Origin of the sequence: Sedimenticola selenatireducens, assembly GCF_963675335.2 — a bacterium.
Lineage (GTDB): Bacteria > Pseudomonadota > Gammaproteobacteria > Chromatiales > Chromatiaceae > Sedimenticola > Sedimenticola selenatireducens.
The window spans coordinates 266,837-290,070 of sequence record NZ_CAXXYC010000003.1 but is presented as its reverse complement, the minus strand read 5'-3'; the positions used below and the strand labels follow the sequence as shown (position 1 = coordinate 290,070).

At 51.8% G+C, this 23,234-nt stretch carries 18 protein-coding genes and 1 tRNA gene; 8 read left to right on the top strand and 11 right to left on the bottom strand.

What is annotated here, in order from left to right; genetic code table 11:
• Positions 1-41: 41 nt before the first annotated feature.
• Positions 42-2,843 (bottom strand): molybdopterin-dependent oxidoreductase, encoded by a 2,802-nt coding sequence (locus tag ACHZBF_RS05035; RefSeq protein ID WP_321527805.1) that lies wholly within the window; start codon positions 2,841-2,843, stop codon positions 42-44.
• Between the two features lie 924 nt (positions 2,844-3,767).
• Positions 3,768-3,914: a DUF4372 domain-containing protein gene (locus ACHZBF_RS05030; RefSeq protein WP_394707545.1), complete on the bottom strand. Its 147-nt coding sequence runs from the start codon at positions 3,912-3,914 to the stop codon at positions 3,768-3,770.
• 170 nt (positions 3,915-4,084) lie between these two features.
• On the opposite strand from ACHZBF_RS05030, the gene ACHZBF_RS05025 reads away from it, so the two are divergent.
• The gene (locus tag ACHZBF_RS05025) at positions 4,085-4,582 is read left to right on the top strand and encodes a DUF4118 domain-containing protein (RefSeq protein WP_321527804.1); all 498 of its coding nucleotides are present in this window, start codon (positions 4,085-4,087) and stop codon (positions 4,580-4,582) included.
• On the opposite strand, the gene ACHZBF_RS05020 is transcribed toward ACHZBF_RS05025, so the two are convergent.
• From ACHZBF_RS05020 to ACHZBF_RS05005, 4 genes are all read right to left on the bottom strand, one after another.
• Positions 4,548-5,948, bottom strand: coding sequence for a sensor histidine kinase (locus ACHZBF_RS05020; protein WP_321527803.1), 1,401 nt, complete (start codon positions 5,946-5,948; stop codon positions 4,548-4,550). The genes ACHZBF_RS05025 and ACHZBF_RS05020 overlap by 35 nt on opposite strands.
• A 190-nt stretch (positions 5,949-6,138) precedes the next feature.
• Positions 6,139-6,843, bottom strand: a complete 705-nt coding sequence (locus ACHZBF_RS05015; RefSeq protein WP_321527802.1) for a response regulator transcription factor — start codon at positions 6,841-6,843, stop codon at positions 6,139-6,141.
• A gap of 1,038 nt (positions 6,844-7,881) precedes the next feature.
• Positions 7,882-7,972, bottom strand: a tRNA-Ser gene (locus ACHZBF_RS05010).
• Between the two features lie 521 nt (positions 7,973-8,493).
• Complete coding sequence (locus ACHZBF_RS05005) at positions 8,494-8,994, bottom strand: aminoacyl-tRNA deacylase (RefSeq protein ID WP_321527801.1); 501 nt, start codon at positions 8,992-8,994, stop codon at positions 8,494-8,496.
• A 205-nt stretch (positions 8,995-9,199) separates the two neighbouring features.
• Between ACHZBF_RS05005 and ACHZBF_RS05000 the strand changes: the two genes are divergently transcribed.
• The 5 genes from ACHZBF_RS05000 to ACHZBF_RS04980 all read left to right on the top strand — a co-directional run bounded on the left by ACHZBF_RS05000 (position 9,200) and on the right by ACHZBF_RS04980 (position 14,194).
• Positions 9,200-10,036, top strand: coding sequence for a methyltransferase domain-containing protein (locus tag ACHZBF_RS05000; protein WP_273440936.1), 837 nt, complete (start codon positions 9,200-9,202; stop codon positions 10,034-10,036).
• Between the two features lie 160 nt (positions 10,037-10,196).
• Positions 10,197-10,940 (top strand): phosphoadenylyl-sulfate reductase, encoded by a 744-nt coding sequence (locus ACHZBF_RS04995; protein ID WP_321527800.1) that lies wholly within the window; start codon positions 10,197-10,199, stop codon positions 10,938-10,940.
• Positions 10,941-10,968: 28 nt separating this feature from the next.
• The gene (locus tag ACHZBF_RS04990; protein ID WP_321527799.1) at positions 10,969-11,307 is read left to right on the top strand and encodes a hypothetical protein; all 339 of its coding nucleotides are present in this window, start codon (positions 10,969-10,971) and stop codon (positions 11,305-11,307) included.
• A gap of 23 nt (positions 11,308-11,330) precedes the next feature.
• Positions 11,331-12,107, top strand: a complete 777-nt coding sequence (locus ACHZBF_RS04985) for a sulfite exporter TauE/SafE family protein (protein ID WP_029135188.1) — start codon at positions 11,331-11,333, stop codon at positions 12,105-12,107.
• Positions 12,108-12,133: 26 nt separating this feature from the next.
• Positions 12,134-14,194: a nitrite/sulfite reductase gene (locus ACHZBF_RS04980; protein ID WP_321527797.1), complete on the top strand. Its 2,061-nt coding sequence runs from the start codon at positions 12,134-12,136 to the stop codon at positions 14,192-14,194.
• Between the two features lie 276 nt (positions 14,195-14,470).
• Here the strand turns inward: ACHZBF_RS04980 and phbB are convergent, their stop codons facing one another.
• Both phbB and ACHZBF_RS04970 read right to left on the bottom strand, forming a co-directional pair.
• The gene (gene phbB, locus ACHZBF_RS04975; protein ID WP_029135187.1) at positions 14,471-15,220 is read right to left on the bottom strand and encodes an acetoacetyl-CoA reductase; all 750 of its coding nucleotides are present in this window, start codon (positions 15,218-15,220) and stop codon (positions 14,471-14,473) included.
• Between the two features lie 33 nt (positions 15,221-15,253).
• Positions 15,254-15,622, bottom strand: coding sequence for a phasin family protein (locus tag ACHZBF_RS04970; protein WP_273440931.1), 369 nt, complete (start codon positions 15,620-15,622; stop codon positions 15,254-15,256).
• A 506-nt stretch (positions 15,623-16,128) separates the two neighbouring features.
• Between ACHZBF_RS04970 and ACHZBF_RS04965 the strand changes: the two genes are divergently transcribed.
• Both ACHZBF_RS04965 and phaC read left to right on the top strand, forming a co-directional pair.
• Positions 16,129-16,593: a phasin family protein gene (locus tag ACHZBF_RS04965; RefSeq protein WP_051302791.1), complete on the top strand. Its 465-nt coding sequence runs from the start codon at positions 16,129-16,131 to the stop codon at positions 16,591-16,593.
• A 65-nt stretch (positions 16,594-16,658) separates the two neighbouring features.
• A complete protein-coding gene (phaC, locus tag ACHZBF_RS04960; protein WP_321527796.1) occupies positions 16,659-18,734 on the top strand; it encodes a class I poly(R)-hydroxyalkanoic acid synthase in 2,076 nt (691 codons plus the stop codon).
• A 96-nt stretch (positions 18,735-18,830) separates the two neighbouring features.
• Here phaC and ACHZBF_RS04955 read toward each other — a convergent pair whose 3' ends face one another.
• From ACHZBF_RS04955 to ACHZBF_RS04945, 3 genes are all read right to left on the bottom strand, one after another.
• The gene (locus ACHZBF_RS04955; RefSeq protein WP_321527795.1) at positions 18,831-19,499 is read right to left on the bottom strand and encodes an OmpA family protein; all 669 of its coding nucleotides are present in this window, start codon (positions 19,497-19,499) and stop codon (positions 18,831-18,833) included.
• Positions 19,500-20,032: 533 nt separating this feature from the next.
• Positions 20,033-22,207 (bottom strand): catalase/peroxidase HPI, encoded by a 2,175-nt coding sequence (gene katG, locus ACHZBF_RS04950; RefSeq protein WP_321527794.1) that lies wholly within the window; start codon positions 22,205-22,207, stop codon positions 20,033-20,035.
• A gap of 486 nt (positions 22,208-22,693) precedes the next feature.
• On the bottom strand, positions 22,694-23,203 hold the full coding sequence (locus tag ACHZBF_RS04945; RefSeq protein WP_321527793.1) for a DUF3299 domain-containing protein: 510 nt from the start codon (positions 23,201-23,203) through the stop codon (positions 22,694-22,696).
• Positions 23,204-23,234 lie beyond the last annotated feature (31 nt).

Here is a 23,234-nt window from a genome sequence, read left to right as displayed (position 1 = left end):
AACATGTGCTGAAAACCGAATTTTGTATAATCACACAGACTTCAGACGGTAACTGAACCCGTGTAGCGACGTATTTCGACTCGCGCATCACGCTGCACACCGCCCGGACCGTAGTAATTGGGCTTAAACTTGAGCTGTGCATAATTGCCTACCAACGACGTCGGATTTATACGTACCGGTAATGGACTTTGTGAGCTACCCTCACCAAGCATATCCATGTAGAGTTCGGGTTCATGATGCATACTCACTCGACCTGTTTGTTCACCATTACGAATCTTGCATCTGACAACCACTCTGCCGTGATCATTGAATACTTCAACCCAGTCGTTGTCTTTAATACCGCGTGCCTTCGCATCAGCCGGTGAAATTTCACACATCGGCCCGCCTCGCTGTAGGCGTAGCTGCAAAATATTGTCCTTCCAGGTGGAGTGGATACCATAACGACTGTGTGGCGTATTAAAGCGCAGTGGATACTGATCGGCATCAACCGGTGCTTTGTAGACTGGCAGTTCTACGCCCAGTTCGAAGAAAGTAGGATGGTCGATGTAAAACTGCTCCCGTCCGGTCAGTGTCGGCCATGGTTTCTTCTTAATGATAAAGTTTTGTAGTGGTACGTACGGTACTCCTTCCTGCATGGGTGAAGTCCAATTGCTCTTGAAGCGTTGCGGTCCTTCCTTGCGAATCATATCCAGTGTTATGCCCTGGGTCTGGGGGGCATTATCAAGAATGAACTGGCAAGCCTGCGCATCAGTCTCTAGCTTTCCACCATCGATCTGGTTGTCATAGAGCTTGGTGAGATCGCGGGCGATGTTGAACTTCTCGTCAAAATACTTGGTAAAGCCCTTCTTTTTCGCGACTTCACCGACTTTCTTTGACAGTAGTGCAAAAATCTCCCAATCAGGCTTCGACTCCCACATCGGGGCAATAGCGGGTTCAGTCATATGAATGAAGGTGTGCTCCTCGGTCATACTGAGGTCCGTTTTTTCATACCAATGTGCACTCGGCAAAACCACATCCGAGTAGAGTGCCGTTGAATCCATACGGAAGTTCATGTCAACCGTGAGGTTCATCTTCGGCCACAAGTTTCTGAGCACATAATCAAGACCCTTGGCATTGTTCAACCAATTGCCTCGATAGCAGATAAAGACTTTTGGATCGCGCCCGTTTTGTGGATAGAGCGGCATCTGTCCCGTTTCAATGGACTCCCGGAGGTATTTGGCTGTATCGATACCCTCATTTTCCATCGCGTCGTACACGTTACCGTGATAGTAGGTCCAGAGAGTGGTCTGGCAAAAACGATGCTTTTTGGGGCTATACGGGAAGGAGAGCTTAACAACACCCAATAGCGGGGTGGGTTTCCACTGGCCTACGTAATGGTTGACACCTGTTCCGTTATAGCCTTCATTACCAGTCATTGCACATAACAAGATAAACGACCGTAGAACCGTGTCGCTCCAATACCAGTGATTTGTACCACCACCAGTGATAATCATAGAGGGTTTATTCTTGGCAAAATCACGTGCCATTTGAATAATAACGCTCGGTGCCACACCCGTAATCTTGGATACATTCTCCGGTGTATACTCGTTCATTTTCGGCTTATAAACTTCAAAGACCGGCTGAACCTTTACATCACCACCATCAGCGAGTTTTACTTCAAACGTTCCCTCAAGGGCTGGATCCAGATCACCCAGATCCAGATAACCATCGGGAAAAGTGAAGGTATTTCGCCCCATAAAGCCAGGTTGAATCTTTGCCTTCTTTTCAGGTTCTTCACCCCAACTACCCTTCATCAACACGGGCTTTTTAGTCTTGGTATCCCAGGTATAGAACTTCTCTTCCGAGCCACCCTCTACCATGTCTGATTCGCGCAGAAACATTTTTGTGTCAGTTCGAACCAGGAACGGCAAATCTGTTTGCTCTTTCAGATTCGCTATATCATGGAGATTTTCATTGACGATCACGTTAACCATACCCATAGCCAACGCAGCATCGGTACCCGGTTTTATCGGAACAAACACATCCGCCTTGGTGGCAGTGGCATTAAAATCCGGGGAAATGACATACATCTTGCTGCCATTCAATACCGCTTCCTGGAGAAAATGAGCATCCGGAATGCGAGTCTGGGCACTATTCGCACCCCACATCAGGATAGTGCGTCCGTTGAACCAATCTGCGGTTTCACAGGTATCACCCTGGAGACCCTGAACCTGCGTCTGTCCTGTCGGATGGTCACCATACCAGTCAAAAAAGGTGTGCGTATGACCGCCGATGAAAGAAGCAAAACGATGACCGGCGGCGAAGGAGACTGGGGCTACCGCCGGTACGGGTGTAAAAACACTAATACAGTCGGAGGCATCATTTTTAATGGTATCCACGATACCGTTCGCTACATACTCAAGCGCTTCATCCCATGAAACACGCCGCCATTTACCCTCACCACGCTCACCCACCCGGATCAATGGATACTTGATACGATGCGGTCCATATTGATAATCTACAGCACACTCACCCTTGTTACAGCCACGCGGATTGTATTCAGGGACTCCATTTAACTTTGGTACATCTTTTGACTGCTCTTCACGCATTACCACACCATTTTTGGTGTAGACAAAATGAGGACACGAGCCCGTGCAGTTAAGCAGGTGTGTGCCGCGTGTTTTCTTATCCCACGACCACTGTTCGCGGTGATAATTTTCCCACCCGGTATATTCATGCTGCATCATTGGGTCTTTGGTCTGCGCCAGTGTCCGCATCACTACAGATCCACTCGCAAGCATACCTATGGACACATGACCCATAGTTTTCAAAAAACCGCGGCGTGTTGAACCGAACTTGTTCATTATTAAATCTCCCAATGTCACATTTTTACCCACGCGTAATCTCTCAATTCCGCCCGGATCCCATCATGCAAACAACTAATAGCAATCCCAATTCATCAAAACTGAACCGGTGCGTTTCTAACAAATAACCATTCAACTAAATCATTTCTCGAAGTACAGACGTAGTGTGTCTATCAATCATCAATATGGCCAATCACAAACCCGTGAGCTCACGACTTTGTGAATTTCCCGAGCTAAATTGTTGGTTTTAATGACATAGAAAGAACATGTCTTGCGGGCATACATGAAACACAGCAGGTCGGGAGATGTGTACTTTAGGTTTGGGTAATTTAACCGGCTTCAGATTGTCTTATAGTTATTAATTCCTAACCAGTTGCTACTATATCGACAGATCTTGTTCATGGAGAACAGATACCGGGCATACGGCAGGCCAACCAATAAATAATCGAGTCGTGGTACATCAATGTTTCTATGGCTCACAGAATCTTTCTGTTAGTATGCAACACCATTGAATCATTGCTGCACCACCAACTCCCGTGAGAACCGCGAGCTTGTTTGAGGCCGTGGAACCGGTGATTAAGATTGACTGCCAGCAAAAGTTCAGCGAGGTAGTGGAGACCAGTGAGATTCAACTAAAGAAGATGCAACATCTTCTGTAAGCTGTGGTTGGGCTGGCTGACGAACCGGAAGTATATCAGTAGCAGATAGCGGTCCATTTCTGGCTTTTAATGGCATTCCGGGTGGTGCCCAAGAAGCTATTAACTTTCAAGTTTTGCTTGATCGTTTTAAAAACCACTCGCTCTGCCAGCATGAATTATATTGCCCTGGAATAGGGCTTACGTGGTGTGTAGGGTTACTTTTCGTTGATCCGGGCAAAGAGAAACGGCTGACCGGCGCACCCTCCAAATGTTGAAAATTGGTGGCCTAAGTAGAGAGATTACTGACGACATCATGTAGATTGAAGCAACCCAATACTTGTGCCAGCATCATGCCGACAAACTGTTGCCAGCTTGTCGTCTGATGTGGTTTCCAGTCCTTTCGGCATTGCTTTGCCGCGGATCTCAAGCTCATGTCTCGATAACAGTTTGAGTAACTAAGAAAATACAATACGATGATGAACTAAAGCCCACCATATTCTGTTATTTTCGATGATTTGTCTCGATTTCGTTAGATTAAACCAAGTCGGTTTTCAGGTTTGTTGGTCCTTAGTGGGACAACGTGCGTAGAAGGGGAGTATTTTAATGCGGTATCCACTGCTTGGAATTAGACACAAGAAGGCGCTCGGTAGCCTTAATCACTATCTAATAGGTTTTACCCTTGTGGTAGGCGCGGTCATTCTACGTTTGATAATCACATCACAGACAAGCGCTAGCGCGCCATTTATCACCTTTTTTCCGGCAACGGCTCTTGCGGCACTTATTGGCGGATTAGGGCCGGGCCTCATGGTGGCTGGTTTCGGGGGAATACTCGCCTCGTTATTTTTCTTTCCACATCCCATTTCCGAATTTGTAACCGAAGATTGGGTGCTACTCTTATTTTACTTTATAACTGAAATTGTTATCTGCCTGGTTATCGATGCGATGCACTCTGCAAACAACCGTTATCTGACGCTTATCGAGGAGGTGGAATCAAAAACAAAATCGCAGACGTCATCATTGAAACCATACTTGTCCGATACAACTGGTAGAAAAGAAGAACAGAATTTTAAGAGTCCACAGGAAAAGGAAGACGCAGACTGAATACGGTTCGACCCGGCCCAGATACAACGAGGGAAATGGTCCCACCATGGGCCACAGCCACATCTCTCGCAATAGACAGACCCAATCCTGAATTCCCTATTTTTGTTGATGACATAAAGGGCTTAAACAACTGGTTCTTTACCTTTTCAGGTATGCCTGCACCATTGTCAGAAACATCAATCTCGAGCATATCCTCTTTGATGAATGTCGATATCACAATTTTATTTGCGTCAGCTTCTAATGCATTTCTCACTAGATTACCAATCGCCCGGTGAAGCTGAAACTTATCACCTAATATCGACAGCTCTTGTGGAACTTGGTTGATCAATTCGACGTGTCGAATTGATTTGCACTCTTTTAACAGTTCTTCAGTCAAAGTATGTAAGTCAATTCTTTTCCACTTAAGCTGTAGAGGTCCCTCCTTCGCAAAATCTATAGAACTTCGGCATAGCTCAACCGCCCGATCAACAGCCGCTATTAACCCAGGCAATACCCTTCGAACGTCCGGGTCATGGCTTGCCTCAAGGGTATCTGACGCAATCATTACCGATGAGAGTGTACCCCGCAAATCATGTTGAATTTTTGTTACCGCCATTCCTACCGCCGCTAAGCGTGTCCGGAGTACTAACGTACTCCGAATATCGTTCTGCATTTGTTGAAATGCCTCTTCTGCAATCCCAATTTCATCAATTCGACCACTGAGGAGATTGGATCGATTAATATCAGCTGGAGCAGAGCGAAAAGCAAGAATTCCATTAGTTAAACGCTGCAGGGGATACACCACTGTTACCTGAAGAAAACCATAAAAGAAAATGGATACTAAAAGGGCTGTAAACAGAGCGGTGCCAAGCGCACGCTTGGTGCCCTCCATTGCCTGCAATATGAGATCGTGACACCCTATGTCTATCTCAACTAAGACCGCATTTTCACCAGGCACATTGCCAGTAATATGGATTACTTTATTGCTGCCAGTATTTGTAGCCGCCTTTATTAATAGGTTCAACATCGCAAGGAGGTTCGCTTGGCGAAGATCATAATACAAATCATGGACTAACGGCATGTTAGGTCCCAGCATAAGAATGCTGCCATCTGCTTTTCGAACCGTTACACCAAACACATTAGCCTGCCCTAACATGCGTTTTTGCAAATCCAGATCAACCAATCCATTCGGGGATGCTTCCGTTGCCAGCGATACCAGATGGGAGGCAGCTACACGATTTTTCAACCAGGTATCACTATAGTGAGCGATAAGAGGCAGCGCCATCAGTGAGGTAACAAGCACCGTCACCAGCAATGAATAGACGATAACGCGAGCGGACAGGCTGTTCTCAAGCAGGAGAGAACGTTTCGCTGGCAATTCCGTCACCGCAGCACTACCTTGTGATCTAAACTCGCACTTGGAACTGATCGTCTATATGTTGATGGCATAAGAGAAAATTGTCATATACAACATCACATCATCTACATGAGACGTGTGTTGACCTCAATAAAAGCTAATCGAACGCAGAGAATGGACTTGAAAATAATTGATACGCATTTAGTGCAGAATAGTCCGCTCAGACACGACTCGAAATATTATTCACACCACCATCTAATCGATAACCACCTGGCTCCGTTCTCAGCATGCATCGACCATCCTCCAAAGGTTCAATTTTTTGGCGCAGTCGATAAATATGCGTTTCGAGCGTATGAGTGGAAATATCAGAATTAAAACCCCAAACAATATCCATAAGTTCGTCACGGCTGACAACACCTTCTCTGCGACAAAGGTGTTTGAGTATGGCGACTTCCTTATCAGTCAGGCGTATTCGGCGACCATCAATGCCTGACAGATACTTATCAGCCGGGCGGAATGTGTAAGGCCCAAAATTAATTGCTACATCATCATACTGTTGATGCTGGCGAATTTGAGCGCGCACCCGGGCAAGTAGCACACTGAACCGAAATGGCTTGGTAATGTAGTCGCACGCTCCCGCTCCAAGTCCAAGAATGGTATCTTGGTCAGAATCAAAAGCTGACAAGATGATGATTGGGGTGTTCAATCCGCTCCGCCGTAGGGAATAACACACATCAATCCCACTACCGTCGGGCAAGCCCAGATCGAGGCAAATGGTATCGAAGGGTTCACTCTGGGCCCGCTTTAATCCCTCTTCAGCGGTAACTTCTATAGTGACATCATAATGTTGCCGCTCCAGTTGCTCCGCCAATGCCTGGACCAGCTGGATGTCATCATCGACAAGGAGAATACGGTATTTAGGCATAGTTTTGTTCCTGTAGGTACAAATTACACTAGCATCCTGAGGACACAAGTATCCCGATGGGACCGACATCCCTTTCCACAAAAATCAAGCAAGATAGATAAATCGAGCGCACAAAGGAATTATAAGCCTAAGCGTTTTCCACTCACTCCCTCACCATTTGCGCTCCAAGGAGATATGAATGATGGATTCGTATCAATTAATTGAATACCGAGATTAAATTATATATTCCAGCTCAATATTCACCAACAAATATCCTGATATTTTTTGACTAAAATCAAAGAATAATTTTCAAGTCATTTTAATGAATTAATCTCATAGGCTAAAAACGCGATGATAATCAAGTACGTAATTTATCTGCATATAAAAAATGAGGCTCACTGTTGGTCCTCTTTTACTGAAAGTAATTCGAGGCGAGAGCAAACAATAAATAGTGATCATGTAGCCCCGTAACAGCTTTTACCCTATGAACAGGACAAAACAAAGGTGCCAATTTGCCAAACCATCAGCTTCCTCACATACAGTCTTTGATATACAAGGAATAGGTGATCCATTTTTTGCCAAAATGGTCCTGGAGTTCTTATAGAATCATGGCTCGAGAGTAGGTCGAGTCACGTTTGGAAAGACGCAGTTGTGTATACATCCCTGGCATGACTCCATTGGCCAGGCCCTCGTTGATCGTAACGGTGACTCGTAACAGCCAGAAATATATAGCAACTGAAGCGACCGAAGGCACGACCAGAAAGTCGACTCGGGATGGATTCGTCGCTGCGGGGCGCTGGCTGGTCGAACCGAAGGAATCTCATCAAAACCTCACGCCCCTGATAAAACAAAAGGCCCCGATAAACGGGGCCGGTTTGCCTGGGTTGGGGACCGCTCGGGATGGATTCGTCGCTCCGCGACTCACCCCTGCGGGGCGCCGGCTTCGCCGGCGTCCTGCGCCAGCGCGTTGCGCTGGCTGGTCGAACCGAAGGGTTCTCATCAAAGCCTCACGCCCCTGATAAAACAAAAGGCCCCGATAAACGGGGCCTTTTGTTTTATTGGCGGAGAGCGAGGGATTCGAACCCTCGATACGCTACTAACGTATACACACTTTCCAGGCGTGCTCCTTCAGCCACTCGGACAGCTCTCCAGATAAATTGTCTTTTTTACCCAATCTGTCCTTCCTGGACCGGGCAGGAGCACGCGGCGTGCTCGTTACTCGGGCTCGCGCCCTCGCCCCTTCGGGGCCGTCGCCAAAGGCGACGTTCTCTCGGCGAGCCTCGAGTCAGCCACTCGGACAGCTCTCCAGATAAATTGTCTTTTTTACCCAATCTGTCCTTCCTGGACCGGGCAGGAGCACGCGGCGTGCTCGTTACTCGGGCTCGCGCCCTCGCCCCTTCGGGGCCGTCGCCAAAGGCGACGTTCTCTCGGCGAGCCTCGAGTCAGCCACTCGGACAGCTCTCCAGATAAATTGTCTTTTTACCCAATCTGTCCTTCCTGGACCGGGTAGGAGCACGCGGCGTGCTCGTTACTCGGGCTGGCGCCCCTGCTCCTTTTGGAAAAAAATCAGCACGCACAAACGTATACCTCGTGCCTCTCTGATTTTTTGGAGGCGCAAGGGTATACCAGAACGTCCTTTGGTGCAATGGCGTCCGGGCAGATTATCAAATATCAGATGTGACGACTCATTAGTAGCTGTTTGGAATCTTTCAGCAGATTCCTGAAGTCTTCTCCTGACATCTTGATCAGGGCCTGGTGATCCCCTGCTTCAAAATAGATCTCCGGCTGATCAAGTAGCGAGGGATCCACCCAGGTGTCAATCCCGTAGGCTTCACCAACCGGAGGCATTGCGCCTATTTCGCAGTCAGAAAATGCGCCTGCCATCTCGCTTTCCGTAATCAACTGAAGCCGGTGTTTTACCAGTTCACTGAGTTTGTTGATCTCCAGACGGTGTGTCGCCGGTATCACCGCCAGCAGGTATCTGTCTTCGTCACCCAACAGAATACTTTTGGCCAGGCGGTCTCCTGGCACATGCGCAACTTCCGACGTCTCCAGTGCTGAGTTGGTCCGGACATGTTCAATCACTTGGTAGGACGTCCCATGATCCATCAAATACTCTTTTAAGGTAATTGCGATTCCCATAACGCCTCCTCTGCCGATATAATCACTCAAGTTGAGTTTCGTTATCAGTTTGCCCAATCAATCAATAGGTTATCAACCAATACATGACTAATACTGCAATCACCAATCACCCGCTGATCACACTTAGCATCATGTGGCAGGCTAACAGATCCGACGCAACACATTTCCTACTTTCCCCGCGCCTGTTTAAAGTATAGTCCCTGACTCCAGGCGTAACTGATATCGGGTTTTTTCGATGACCAGCAAGAAAAAAGAGAAGAAAAAACATAAAAAACAGCAGTTAGCCGATCTGGCAGACCGACATCAGCTCTATGAACTCTCCGTTCAATATGCGGCATCCGAGATCGAATTTGTTGATGAGACTTACAAGTCAATTCGCGGCAACAAGGCACTGCTACTCCGGGAGGATTTCTGTGGTACGGCCAACGTCTGTTGTGAGTGGGTTCGTCACCGCAAGGGAAACCGGGCCATCGGCGTCGATCTGGATAAGGAAGTACTAGCCTGGGGACAAGATCATAAGCTTTCCGATTTGAGCATGGGCCAGCGCAAGCGTATCAACCTGATAGAAGAGAATGTGCTACAGGTGGAGACCGAAGCCCCGGACATTATCTCGGCGATGAACTTCAGCTATTGGTTGTTCAAAGAGCGCAAAGATCTGAAACAGTATTTCACCCGGGTCAGGCAGGCACTGGCCGAGGGGGGAATTTTTTTTCTTGATGCCTATGGCGGTTATGACTCGTTCAGAGAACTGGAAGAAGAGCGGGACATTAACGATGGGGAATTCACCTATATCTGGGAGCAGGAACGCTATGATCCGGTAACGGGAGGACTGATCTGCCATATCCACTTCGCCTTCCCGGATGGATCCAGACTGGAGCGGGCATTCAGTTACGACTGGCGACTCTGGACCCTGCCTGAAATCAGGGACCTGCTGGAGGAGACCGGGTTCAGCAAGGTCACCATCTACTGGCAGGGTTGGGATGAGGATGGGGAGCCTGACGGCATTTTTGTTCCCGCCACTACCGGAGAGGCTGATGCCGGCTGGATCTGCTACATTTCCGCGGAAAAATAGCAGTACCCGATTCGGTCCACTCAAAGTGCCATATAACTCTCAATTATTTTTATATGCCTATTTGATATTTTTATTACCCAATAAGTAAGACTAAGGTTGCTCTCAGTTACTTGCCGCCATTGATCCAACGGCAAACCCATCATTTACTGAGGAGCAACCCATGAGCATTTCCATTCTGGATGTCCAACGCCTGGCGACCACCTACGATGATCGCTCCCCCGAGGAGATCATCAGCCTGGCACTGGAGACCGTCGACAACATCGCTATCTCCTTTAGTGGCGCGGAAGATGTGGTGCTGATCGACATGGCGGTGCAGATCAACCCCCACGTCAAAGTATTCTCCCTCGATACCGGTCGCCTGCATCCGGAAACCTATCGCTATCTGGAAACCGTACGCAATCACTACGGCATTGAGTTGGATGTAGTCTCCCCGGTCGGCGCAGATGTGGAGAAGCTGGTGCGGGAAAAGGGGCTCTACAGCTTTTACCAGGACGGCCACAAGGAGTGCTGCACGGTACGCAAAGTAGCGCCGCTGCGCCGCAAGCTCGCCACCCTGAGCGGCTGGATCACCGGCCAGCGCAAGGATCAGAGTGTCGGCACCCGGACCGAGATCCCGGTGATCCAGGAGGACCCATCCTTCTCCAGCGACGACAGCAAACTGCTCAAATTCAATCCCTTGGCCAACTGGACCTCTGCCCAGGTGTGGGAGTACATCCGCAGTAATGAAGTGCCCTACAACCCGCTGCACGCCCAGGGTTTTGTCAGTATCGGCTGCGAACCCTGTACCCGCGCCGTACTGCCCAATCAGCACGAACGCGAAGGTCGCTGGTGGTGGGAAGACGCCGCCGACAAGGAGTGCGGCCTGCACGCCGGCAATGTCGCAGCCAAGGCGGCTGCCCGCTGAATCAGGCCCACTAAATCAGGAGAGCATCATGGCCTTTATTACGATGGTAAAAAAACTGGCCCGCGATGGACAACCCTGTGCCAAGTGCCGGGATGTGGAAGCACGCATGCACCGGGAAGGTCTGTTCGAGCAGATCGACCGGGTGGTGATTGCACAGGAAGGTGACCTGAGTAGTGAAGGCATGCGCCTGGCGGAAATTTACCAGGTGGATCGCGCACCGTTTTTTCTGGTGGCCGACGGGAGCGGTGATGTGCGTGTCTACACCGTCTACTTCAAGCTATTGCGCGAGGTGCTGAAGCCGGCCCGGGAAAAAGGTCCCGCCCTGTCGGACCTGCTCAGCCCAACCCCCGCTGCCGAATTTATCTAGGACAGCAGAAATAAGGATCGACCATGGATCCCCTGTTCACACTGGCCGGTTTTGTGGTGGGCATCTGCGTGGGGCTGACCGGTGTCGGTGGCGGCGCCTTGATGACACCGATCCTGGTGATGGGCTTCGGCATACCCACCGCCCTGGCCGTGGGGACCGACCTGGTCTATGCCGCCATCACCAAGGCAAGCGGGGTCTGGTTTCATGGACGCAAGGGCAGCATCCGTTGGCGGCTGGTAGGCTGCCTGGCGCTCGGCAGCCTGCCGGCAACGGCGATTACCATCTGGCTGCTCGACTATCTGCAGCCAGGCGGCAATCACGAGCGGCTGATCACCGTCGCCCTGGGCGTAACGCTGATATTCACCTCACTGGTGCTGCTGTTGAAGGAGCGTATTGCCCGGGGGCTGGAATCCGGCAACTCGCGAACCGCTGTCTGGATTCGGCGCCACAGAACCCGGTTGCTGATCCTGCTCGGGGCGGTGCTGGGTGTACTGGTTACGCTCTCCTCGGTAGGCGCCGGAGCACTGACGGCGGCCATCCTGTTTCTGCTCTATCCACGCATGCCGGCCATCGCCATTGTCGGTACCGATCTGGCTCACGCCGTGCCGCTGGCCACGCTGGCGGGCCTCGGTCACCTGCAGCTGGGCAACGTGGACCTGACCCTGCTCGGCAGCCTGCTGCTGGGCTCAATTCCCGGCACGGCACTTGGCAGCCAGCTGGGGATACACCTCCCGGAGCAGATACTGCGACGGGGGCTGGCCGGACTGCTGTTTCTGACCGGCCTCAAATTCGCTTTTTAGTGTTTAACTGACCACTGGAGTCAACCATGACCACCGCACCCAACCCGCTGATCGACTCGAATGATTTCGATGATTACGAGCAGCATCTGCAGAACTATCTGCAGGGCAACCTGGACCCTCACCGGTTTGTGGCGATCCGCCTCAATCTCGGCATCTATGCCCAGCGCCAGGACGGTATGTGTATGGTCAGGGCCAAGCTGCCGGGCGGACGCGTGAACCCGCGCCAGCTGCTGGGTTTCGCCGAGGCGGCGGAGAGACACTCCGGCACCGACAGCGTGCACATCACCACCCGGCAGGACATTCAGTTTCATTTTGTACCGCTGGAAAAAACCCCGGCGCTGCAGCGCACCCTGGGGGAGTACGGCATCGCCACTCGCGAGGCCGGCGGCAACACGGTGCGCAATATCACCGGCTGTTCCCTCGCGGGCGCCTGCCCGGCGGAGCATGTGGATATCAACGCCTATATCGACAAGGTGGCGAACTACTTCATTCGCCATCCACTAACGGCCTCCATGCCGCGCAAGTTCAAGCTGAGCTTTTCCGGCTGCGAATCGGATTGCGCCAACGGCCTGGTACACGACCTGGGGGTCATTGCCACCCGCCAGGAGGGACGGCCCGGTTTCCGTCTGCTGGTGGGGGGAGGCCTGGGCGGCAAGCCCAAGGAGGCGATCGTGCTGGAGTCCTTTATCGAGGAGAACCAGCTGATCCCGGCCATCGAGGCGGTGCTGTCGGTGCACGACAAGTATTCCGACAGGAAACGTAAGATGCGTTCGCGTATCAAGTTCCTGCTGGATAAATTCGGTCCCGAGGGCTTTATTGAGAAATACCGCGTCGAGTATGCCCGTACCTCCAGCGCCTACAACCCGGAAGTACAGCCGATCGGCGTTTGGCGTGAGCGCAGTGTCGATGGGAGTCAGGTCAAGACCGCCCTGCGCGCTCCCACTGCCCAACACCAGGAGGATCTGAATATATTGCCTATCAGCGTGCCGGACGGCAGGCTGACCGTCAAAACTCTGCGCGATCTTGCCGACCTGCTGATCCAGGAGGGTCTGCACGACATCCGCACCACGGCGGACCAGAACCTGAGCATCTTCAGCGTGCCCACCGACAAACTCGGCAGCCTCACCGTGGCGCTCAAGGCGTTGGGGCTGAAACTGCCGCGCTGCGGTGATCGGGTGGTCTCCTGTCCCGGCACCGCCACCTGCCCGCTCGGTATCACCGCCTCGCGCCAGATGGCGCCTCGCCTGAGCGGCGGTGTGGGTGATCTGAGCGTGCGCGTCAATGGCTGCCAGAATGGATGCGCTAACGCCACCATCTCGGACATTGGTCTGTATGGCAAGGGACGGCGGCATCACGGCCGACTGGTTCCCAGCTACACCCTGCAGTTGGGGGGCAACGGCAGCGAAGGCGGCAGCATTGGCATAACCGGCCCGGATATCCCGGCGGTGCGGGTGCCGTCCGCAGTATCGCTGCTGCACGACAGCTACCACGCCGATCGCCTGGAAAACGAGAGTTTCCGCGACTGGACAAGACGTGAGGGGCGTGAGTACTTTGATGAGTTGCTGGCCCACCTGAGCAATGTGGGACCAATGGAACTGGCGTTCCTCACCCGCGACCACGGCGACAGCAGTGTATTCAAGGTAGAGTCCCTGGGCGTGGGCGAATGTGCCGGCTCCCAGGCGGCCCCGGCCGACAAGCTGTTACTGGATGCCCGCTATGAGTCCGATCTCAGTGTCGCCTTCGGCGCCAAGAACAAGCAGGCCGATGCCGGGGAGAGCCTGGAAAACCAGATCACCTATTCCGGACAGGCGTTACTGGAGATCTCCGGGCTTGATGGCAAACTGAAGGGCGAAGAGAAATTGCTACCTGCACTGCGCTCGGTCTATGGATCGTATAACGCCGAACTGAACAAGCTGGAGCAACTTTATGCCGATCTCCGCTCCTTCCAGTCAACCCTGGATGAGCTGCAACTGCCAAGCCTGATCACCACGGCCAAGGAGATCACCGCCTGGGCAGGGGCACTGGTCAGCGAGCATAACAAACGCCCGCACATCAACGATCAACCGAGGTCGGGTACGGACGGCTGACCCGATTCAAAATCCTGCCGAGTAACGCCCCCTTTTTCGGGGGCGTCTTTTTGCCGTGCATAGGTTTATGACTAAGCGCCATAGCGTCGAACTGTGTCCGCCGCCAAGTCGCCTGCCGCCCCAGGCATTACATGGGGCGCCCTATAGACGGGCATGGTCGGCCCGCTATAGAAAGCCTGTCCAGAATGCGTGAAGTAGTGGGTAAAAAAATGCCCGGCAAAAAGCCGGGCAAAACTCTCTATGCACTATAAGAGAGGAGGAGGATTTATCTACCGATTAATGTATGAAGAGGGCACCGTTAACCGGAATATTGGCACCGGTGATATAGGCCTGTTCATCGGCCGCCAGGAAAGCGACAGCAGAGGCAATCTCTTCCGGGGTACCCATGCGTCCCATGGGAATGCCGGAGATGATGGACTCACGCACATCATCACGCATGGCGGCGGTCATAGCGGTCTCGGTATAGCCCGGCGACACCGTATTGGCGGTGACACCCTTGGCCGCACCTTCATGGGCCAGGGCCATGGTGAAACCATGAATTCCAGCCTTGGCAGCCGAATAGTTGGCCTGACCAAACTGACCGCGCTGACCATTGACAGAGGAGATGTTGATAATGCGTCCGAACCCGCGATTCAGCATCCCTTCCCAAGCCGGCTGGGTGACATAGAACGCGCTGCTCAGATTGGTGGTAATGACGGCATCCCAGCTTTCATCATCCATCCGTTTCATGGTCTTGTCCCGGGTGATGCCGGCACAGTTGACAATAATATCAACCGGTCCGAACTCTTTCTCAACCTCAGCCACCATGCGGGCACTGTCTTCAGCGGACGAGACATCACAAACCGCAAGCGCCACATCAACGCCGGCTTTTTCCCGAGCCTTGTTCCACTCAACCAGTTTATCCTCTTCGGCAGGATGATAAGTTGCAACCACCCGAACACCCTGTTTTGCCAGCCGTTCGCAGATTGCGGTCCCGATTCCACCGACGCCACCGGTCACGATGGCCAGACGTTTGTTTTCTCTCATAACTTAACTCTCTGTTTTTATTTTTAAATGCAATTAAGCGGCTTTCACGGATTTATTCACCTGCTTGGTGAAAATCTCAACGCCCTGCTCAGCCCATGAGCGATAGTCATCACGCGCATCGTTGGTAACCTGGAGGGCCTCACGACCTTTTACGACCAGGTTTTCACCAAACTGCTTGGCTACGGCCATTTCAGCATTGACCAGCTCTTTGGCCTCTTTCACTTCGGTGGTTGCCTTGACCATTTCTATACCGGCATCCACAAACAGCCCAAAGGTCTCGGTCTGTTTTTCTACCAGCTTCTCCCAAGTGCGAAGATTCAGTTCGCCCAGGCTACGAGCCGCTTCAAAACCGGCGACTCCAAACTCTTTCATGACTTCCAGGTTAACGGCAGACGTTTTCATGTGATATTTCCTTTTGTGCGTTGCAAATTGTTGCGTTGCAGCATAGCCGCCCACAAGGCCTCATGTCAAGTTTTTTGTGCGCCGCACAAACCGTTTTTCCGGACACCCTTCTACTGCCTTGGCAAGGACTGTATCCATTGGTAACAGACGGTTAAAAACCCCTTATATTTTGAATTAATATTTTGGTAACAAATAGTTAGCAACCTACTCCAACAACAGTAATAAATGATTTTGACCACAGGCAGACTCGATTTTTAATAACACTTAATCTATTTATTCTTTTTTTCAGGGTGTCACGGAGGCAAAGAAGCACAATAATTTGTGCAGTGCACAAAAGCATGGTACATTACTTGCCATAGAGCGAAGTCTATTGTGATTCTCGGAACGCTTGAGCCATGTCGGGCAGGGAAAAGTTCTAGCATCACCAGCACATTGTGCAGGCTCCTGAATCTTGATCAGCTCTTTATAAGTCCATCATCTTTTGATCACTTTTTGAGGTAGATTCCATGGCCACACAAAACCCCTTTGATTTTTCCGCCCTGTTTGCCAACTTTGACCCGCAGGCAATCGCCAAGCAGTTGCAGGAGGGCTTCGGCGGCGCATCGATACCCGGTTTGGACACCAATAACCTGGTACAGGCACAACGCAAGAACATGGAGCTGTTGATGTCCACCAACCAGGCAATGCTGGCCGGCTCCCAGGCCCTGATCCAGCGGCAGGCAAGCATGCTGCAGGAGGCCATTGCTGAAGTAACCGCCGCCGCCAACAAACTGGCTGAATCCGGCAATCCACAGGCTGTTTCCGCGCAACAGGTTGAACTGTTGCAGAGCGCTTTCGAGAAGGCGCTGGCAAACTCCAATGAAATCAGCAGCATGATTCGTCAAACTCAGGAGTCGGTTGCCGGTCAGGTGAACAACAGAATCTCCGAGAGCCTGCAGGAACTGAAAGAAACCATTGCGAAAGTAAAGTAGTCCGGGCCAACGCCCTTCCCTATACTAATTAGAAATCTGCATGAGTTAAGGAACAGGAGAGAAACATGTCGAAATCTGACCAGTCCGAGGTCAACACATTGGGCTTTGCATCGACGACCATGGAGCTGCAGAAAAATTTCAAGCAGGTCGAAGAGATCATGGCAAATTTTGCCAAGTCTTATGAGCATATGGATCTGGATCCCTTCAACCTGATGAAATCCTCCGCCGAATGGTACGCAGCCTTGGCAAAAGATCCGCAAAAAGCGATCAATGCCAATATCTCCTTTATGCAGAAATCCATGGAGCTCTACCAGCAGTCCCTGACCAACCTGCTGGGTGGCGCCGTCGCCACCGAGCCGGTAATCACGGAGGATAAGGGGGACCGCAGGTTCAAGCACGAGGGATGGGAAGAGCAGCCGGCCTTCAATGCCATCAAGCAATCCTACCTGCTGGTATCCAAATGGCTGCGCGATCAGGTGCAGGGTGTCGAGGGTCTGGATGAGCATACGGCAGAGAAGGTGGAATTCTTCACCGAGCGCTATCTCGATGCCATGTCACCGACCAACTTTGCCGCCACCAATCCGGCCGTGATCGAAAAGGTGATCGAGACCAAGGGCGCCAACCTGGTCCATGGCCTGAAAAACATGCTCGAGGATCTGGAGACCGGCAAGGGTGAACTGCGTATCCGCATGACCGACACCTCGGCCTTCAAACTGGGCGAGAATGTGGCTACCACGCCGGGCAAGGTGATATTCCAGAATCGCCTGTTCCAGCTGATCCAGTACACGCCATCTACCGACAAGGTTCTGAAACGGCCGCTACTGGTAGTCCCGCCCTGGATCAACAAGTATTACATCATGGATCTGCAGCCGAAGAATTCGCTGCTGAAATGGCTGGTGGATCAGGGCCACACGGTATTTGTGGTCTCCTGGGTCAATCCGGACAGTTCCTATGCCGACACCGAGTTTGCCGACTATCTCACCGACGGCATTTTGACCGCTGTGGACGTGGTGGAGCAGGCCACAGGCGAATCCGAAATTAATATAATCGGTTACTGCATCGGCGGCTCGCTGCTCGCCACCACCCTTGCCTATATGAAGGAAAAGGGTGATGAGCGGATCAAGAGTGCCACCTTCTTCACCACTATGCTCGACTTCTCCAATCCAGGTGAACTGGGAGTCTTTATCGACGAAGAGCAGATTTGCGGGCTGGAGAAGAAGATGAGCGAGAGCGGTTATCTGGATGGAACCCAGATGGCTGGCACCTTCAATCTGATGCGCGCCAATGACCTGATCTGGTCGTTCTATATCAACAATTATCTGCTGGGCAATGACCCCCGGCCGTTTGATCTACTTTACTGGAACTCGGACTCCACACGGATGCCGGCCAAGATGCACACATGGTATCTGCGTAATCTCTACCTGGAGAACAATCTCTGTAAACCGGGAGGAGTGACCATAGACGGCGTCTCGATCGATATCTCCAAGGTGGATATTCCGATCTGCTTCGTCTCCGCCGTGGAAGATCACATAGCGCCCTGGAAGTCCACCTACTCAGGCGCCAAACTGTTCTCGGGTGACGTGCATTTCATCCTGGGTGGATCGGGCCATATTGCCGGGATTATCAACCCGCCAGCAGCAGGAAAATACAACTACCGCGTATCCGACCAGTTACCGGAAGATCCTGAGGCCTGGGCAGCAGGGGCGACAGTGGTCGATGGCTCCTGGTGGCCCGAGTGGGATCGCTGGGCAAAAGCCCAGGCGAATGACCAGGTAGCGGCACGCAACCCTGGTGACCGGGGTATGCCGATTATTGAGGATGCGCCGGGCAGCTATGTCAAACGCACCCTGAATGATATCAACCCGGTTGTCCCTGCCGCTGCCACCGATGTCGCCATCCAGGCAGCAGATGCGCCTCCGCAGGCTGCCGCCAACGACGTCCGGCCGGATGACCTGACTGCCATCAAGGGCATTGGCCCCAAGCTGGCAGGGATATTGAACAACTCCGGCATTGTCAGTTATGCCCAACTGGTGGAACTGGGCAGTGACGGCATCAAACAGCATCTGCTGGATATCGATGCGCGCCATGCCCGCTACGACACTTCCAGCTGGCCGGAACAGGCCAGGGCGCTGATGGCGTAATCCTGATCAGGGCACCAGCAAAAAGGCCAGGTCGTCACCGACCTGGCCTTTTTTATGCCTGCCTCAGGAGAAGCATCCGGGATTTTACCGGCTGCGCTATTGCACGTATGGCAACAGGGTCAACTCCACCCGACGATTCTGCTGGCGTCCCGCAGCACTACTGTTACTGGCGACCGGATAGCCCTCCCCGTAGCCCACACTATCGATGCGAACGGATTGAACGCCGTTGGCAATCAGGACCTGGCTTACCGACTGGGCGCGCTGTTGTGACAGACGCTGGTTATAGACATCCGAACCGGTACTGTCGGTGTGTCCAGCCACCTCAATCATGGTGGACTTGTACTCTTTAAGCACCAGCGCCACCGAACCCAGGGTATCGACAAAGCCCGGATTTACATCCGCTCGATCAACCGCAAATGTGATATTACTCGGCATATTGAGAATAATGTTGTCCCCGCTGCGGGTCACACTAACACCGGTCTGCTCCAATTGTTGACGCAGTTTGGCCTCCTGAACATCCATGTAATAACCGACGCCGCCCCCCGCAAGCGCACCAATGCCAGCGCCCTTAAGGGCCCTTTCCTTGCGTTTCTTTTTGTCTCCGGAGGTGGCAATGCCCAGCACTGCTCCGACAGCCGCACCAATCGCCGCCCCTTTGGCGGCGCTGGCAGTTTTTTCCTCTCGGGTATACGGATCGACGGTCGTACAAGCCTGCAGGCCAACCGTAGAAGCAACCAGACAACAGAGGACAATTTTCTTATTCATTAACTACTCCTTCAAACCTGAAACCATCAGCCGGCAACTGTTATTACAATACCGAACACACATATAGACAACCCATCTGCATATTACATTTATAACAAAAGATGTCCGCTATTAACTGCATCATGCTTACATATCACACGGAGCCAATCCCATTTGGAATTCACAATTCTGACAGATGAATAATGGATTGCCATCACAGCGTAACGTTGATGGCTGTAATCCAAACTTAAATTGGCAACCTATGTTAGACCAGGAAGTCTACTATACGGCCAACGTGAACATTTTTGATCTTAGAAAGAGTTCACCACAGTCCTTGAGATCCTGTCGCAATAACATCGTGGTATGCCCATTGCGTTCATTCACGATAACGCCCTTTCGAAGGGAAAGGACGTCGCTACCTGGTAAGTACAGATTTTGTCACCCTATCATTATTGAACCTCAACCTAAATTGGGGAACACAGGCTTGCTAAAATAAAGAACGGCATTTCAGCTTGTGCCAAAACGCCGTCTTTATTGAGTAAATCACTACAAGGTCAACTGAGATCAAAACGGTCCAGATTCATCACCTTGGTCCAGGCCTTGATAAAGTCACGAACAAACCGCTCTTGGGAGTCTACCGTCGCGTAGAATTCCGCCAGGGCACGTAACTCGGAGCTTGAACCGAAGATCAGATCAACACGTGTGCCGCTCCATTTCACCTCTCCACTCTTCCGGTCACTGCCTTGAAACAAGGCATCATCTCCAGCACTGGCATTCCAACTGGTTGCCATGTCGAGCAGGTTGACGAAGAAGTCATTGCTCAATGTTTCCGGACAGTCGGTGAAGACACCATGGGGGGTCTGATCGAAGTTGGTATTGAGGACGCGCATGCCACCCACCAGCACCGTCATCTCAGGCGCAGTAAGAGTCAGCAACTGCGCCCTGTCCACCAGCAACTCTTCTGCAGAGACGGTATACCTGGCCTTCTGATAGTTTCGAAAGCCATCGGCTATCGGTTCAAGTACAGCAAACGATTCCACGTCGGTTTGCTCCTGCGAGGCGTCCATACGTCCTGGCGTAAACGGGACCTCCACTTCTTGCCCGGCATTTCTGGCGGCCTGCTCAACAGCAGCGCAACCCGCCAATACGATCAAGTCTGCCATGGAGACTGTCTTGTTGAAATCACTCTGGATTTTTTCCAGAACATTCAGCACTTTCTCCAATTGAGCCGGCTGATTCACTTCCCACTCTTTCTGCGGCGCCAGGCGAATTCGCCCCCCGTTTGCGCCACCCCGCATGTCAGAACCACGGAAAGTCGAAGCCGACGCCCAGGCAGTGGATACCAGCTCTCCAATCGACAGTCCCGAGTCCAGGATGCTGCCCTTGAGGTTGGCTATATCAGTGTCATCAATCAATTCATGATCGACGGGCGGGATTGGATCTTGCCAGATCAGTTCTTCTGCTGGCACTTCCGGACCAAGATAGCGCGAACGAGGCCCCATATCCCGGTGCGTTAGCTTGAACCAGGCACGGGCGAATACCTGTGCAAAATCATCCGGGTTCTCATGGAAACGACGAGAAATTTTTTCGTAATCCGGATCAAACCGCAGCGCCAGGTCCGTGGTCAACATGGCAGGCACTGTGCGCCTGGATGGGTCGTGGGCATCCGGTACAGAGTTGGCACCGGCACCATGCTTCGGTATCCATTGATGCGCACCGGCCGGACTCTTGGTTAATTCCCAGTCATAGCCGAACAGATTCCAGAAGAAGTTGTTACTCCACTTGGTGGGAGTGGTGGTCCAGGTCACTTCAAGTCCGCTGGAGGTAGTGTCGCCCGCTTTGCCTGAACCGTGGCTGTTTTTCCAGCCGAGGCCTTGTTCTTCAATTCCCGCCGCTTCAGGTTCAGGACCGACCAGCGCGGCATCACCCGCACCGTGCGTTTTACCGAAGGTGTGACCGCCGGCAATTAATGCAACCGTCTCTTCATCATTCATGGCCATACGGGCAAAGGTATCGCGAATGTCTTTAGCCGCGGCAAGCGGGTCTGGGTTGCCATTGGGCCCCTCCGGATTGACATAGATCAGACCCATTTGAACTGCCGCCAGCGGATTTTCCAGATCCTCGTGCTCACCCACATAGCGTTGCTCAGCCAACCACTCCTTCTCCGCACCCCAGTAGATATCTTTTTCCGGTTCCCAGATGTCCTCACGACCGCCGGCAAAACCAAAGGTCTTAAATCCCATTGACTCCAGTGCCACGTTACCTGTTAGGATAATCAGGTCGGCCCAGGAGATTTTCCGGCCATATTTCTGTTTAATCGGCCAGATCAACCTGCGCGCCTTATCCAGGTTGACGTTGTCAGGCCAACTGTTGACGGGCGCAAAGCGCTGATTACCGGTACCCGCACCGCCGCGGCCGTCGCTGGTACGATAGGTGCCTGCACTGTGCCAGGCCATACGTATAAAAAATGGCCCATAGTGGCCGAAATCGGCCGGCCACCAATCCTGTGATTGAGTCATCAACTCATGCAGATCTCTCTTCACGGCTTCAAGATCAAGGGTTTTAAACGCCTCTGCGTAGTTGAAATCATCACCCATCGGGTTGGATTTGGATGAATGCTGGCGAAGAATCTCCAGTCGCAGCTGGTTAGGCCACCATTCATTATTGGAAGTACCACCACCAGCCGTGTGATGGAATGGACATGTATTTTCACTCTTTCGTGCCTGCATAACTGAACGCTCCTGTGGCAGGGAAATACCCGTTCCCGGGGTGTTTACACGGACTGACTGAATAAGTCAGGACTTGAAGAACAGTCTAAGCTGGAATAGTTGATAGATATAATTAATTGTATGTTTATTAATTATCGTTTTTAACGATTACTTAATTATTCCAATCGATCATTCGGTTGTAGATTAACTATTAAGGCGTCGCACCACTCCAGATACCGGATCTACTCGAGTTATCCTGTTCCATAGCTCTCCCCGCCCCGAGCGGATTGAAAAAGCTCTAATGGCACCGCCCCAGACCTGAAAAGCACCCCTCGTTTTCCCAATCGCAAGCCTTGTAGGTGTCAAATGGCGGTAGCCGATGTAGTAAATTTGCCCCATTCATCGTCGAAGACGGATGTAGGTGGCAACTGGATACCCCATATCCCAGTACCGACACCGACCACCAAATCATCACTGTCGACAGACAGAACACGCATCACCAACCATTCATTCGTATGGCTCGACCCTGGTTGCATGAATGGTATAACCGGCATCCGCCATATCGGTACTGAGTTTCTCCGTATTAATCACGCCGCTCACCCACACAGTATCAAAGAGTTTACGAATCTCAGCGCCTTTTTTATCTTGCATGGTCACATAAATCGTCTGGTTCGCAGGCGGCGGCGGGACGTGAATACAGGCACCGTAGTAAGGAACCAGCAGGAACTCGTAAGTATGCTGTCCATCGCTCTCCAGCGGCACGATAAAACCGGGGAGCTTAACGATCTTGCCGTTCAATGCCGTATTAACTGGCGCAGTATTCCATAATTCCTCCAGTTTAGTCTGGAGTTCCTGGATACGGGGATCGTCGTCTGAAAGTTGATCGATGTTATATTTTTCCTGGTATTGCTCAAGAAGTTGATCCGGATTAAATCCTTCCGGAACAAGTTCGGTCCATTCCAGCTCCTGTACCCCATTTTCCTCTGCTACGAGATCGCTAACCGTCAGAACAATCATTATGACAAACACCATCGTCAATACCGTTATT

Excerpts from the sequence above, each read along its gene's own strand:
- ACHZBF_RS05015 (WP_321527802.1), bottom strand. The coding sequence starts at position 6,843 with ATGCCTAAATACCGTATTCTCCTTGTCGATGATGACATCCAGCTGGTC.
- ACHZBF_RS04955 (WP_321527795.1), bottom strand. The coding sequence starts at position 19,499 with ATGAATAAGAAAATTGTCCTCTGTTGTCTGGTTGCTTCTACGGTTGGC.
- ACHZBF_RS04970 (WP_273440931.1), bottom strand. The coding sequence starts at position 15,622 with ATGAAAACGTCTGCCGTTAACCTGGAAGTCATGAAAGAGTTTGGAGTC.
- ACHZBF_RS04990 (WP_321527799.1), top strand. The coding sequence starts at position 10,969 with ATGGCCTTTATTACGATGGTAAAAAAACTGGCCCGCGATGGACAACCC.
- phaC (WP_321527796.1), top strand. The coding sequence starts at position 16,659 with ATGTCGAAATCTGACCAGTCCGAGGTCAACACATTGGGCTTTGCATCG.
- ACHZBF_RS05030 (WP_394707545.1), bottom strand. The coding sequence starts at position 3,914 with ATGAGCTTGAGATCCGCGGCAAAGCAATGCCGAAAGGACTGGAAACCA.
- ACHZBF_RS04985 (WP_029135188.1), top strand. The coding sequence starts at position 11,331 with ATGGATCCCCTGTTCACACTGGCCGGTTTTGTGGTGGGCATCTGCGTG.
- ACHZBF_RS05000 (WP_273440936.1), top strand. The coding sequence starts at position 9,200 with ATGACCAGCAAGAAAAAAGAGAAGAAAAAACATAAAAAACAGCAGTTA.
- ACHZBF_RS04945 (WP_321527793.1), bottom strand. The coding sequence starts at position 23,203 with ATGATTGTTCTGACGGTTAGCGATCTCGTAGCAGAGGAAAATGGGGTA.
- katG (WP_321527794.1), bottom strand. The coding sequence starts at position 22,207 with ATGCAGGCACGAAAGAGTGAAAATACATGTCCATTCCATCACACGGCT.
- ACHZBF_RS04995 (WP_321527800.1), top strand. The coding sequence starts at position 10,197 with ATGAGCATTTCCATTCTGGATGTCCAACGCCTGGCGACCACCTACGAT.
- phbB (WP_029135187.1), bottom strand. The coding sequence starts at position 15,220 with ATGAGAGAAAACAAACGTCTGGCCATCGTGACCGGTGGCGTCGGTGGA.
- ACHZBF_RS04980 (WP_321527797.1), top strand. The coding sequence starts at position 12,134 with ATGACCACCGCACCCAACCCGCTGATCGACTCGAATGATTTCGATGAT.
- ACHZBF_RS05035 (WP_321527805.1), bottom strand. The coding sequence starts at position 2,843 with ATGAACAAGTTCGGTTCAACACGCCGCGGTTTTTTGAAAACTATGGGT.
- ACHZBF_RS05025 (WP_321527804.1), top strand. The coding sequence starts at position 4,085 with ATGCGGTATCCACTGCTTGGAATTAGACACAAGAAGGCGCTCGGTAGC.
- ACHZBF_RS04965 (WP_051302791.1), top strand. The coding sequence starts at position 16,129 with ATGGCCACACAAAACCCCTTTGATTTTTCCGCCCTGTTTGCCAACTTT.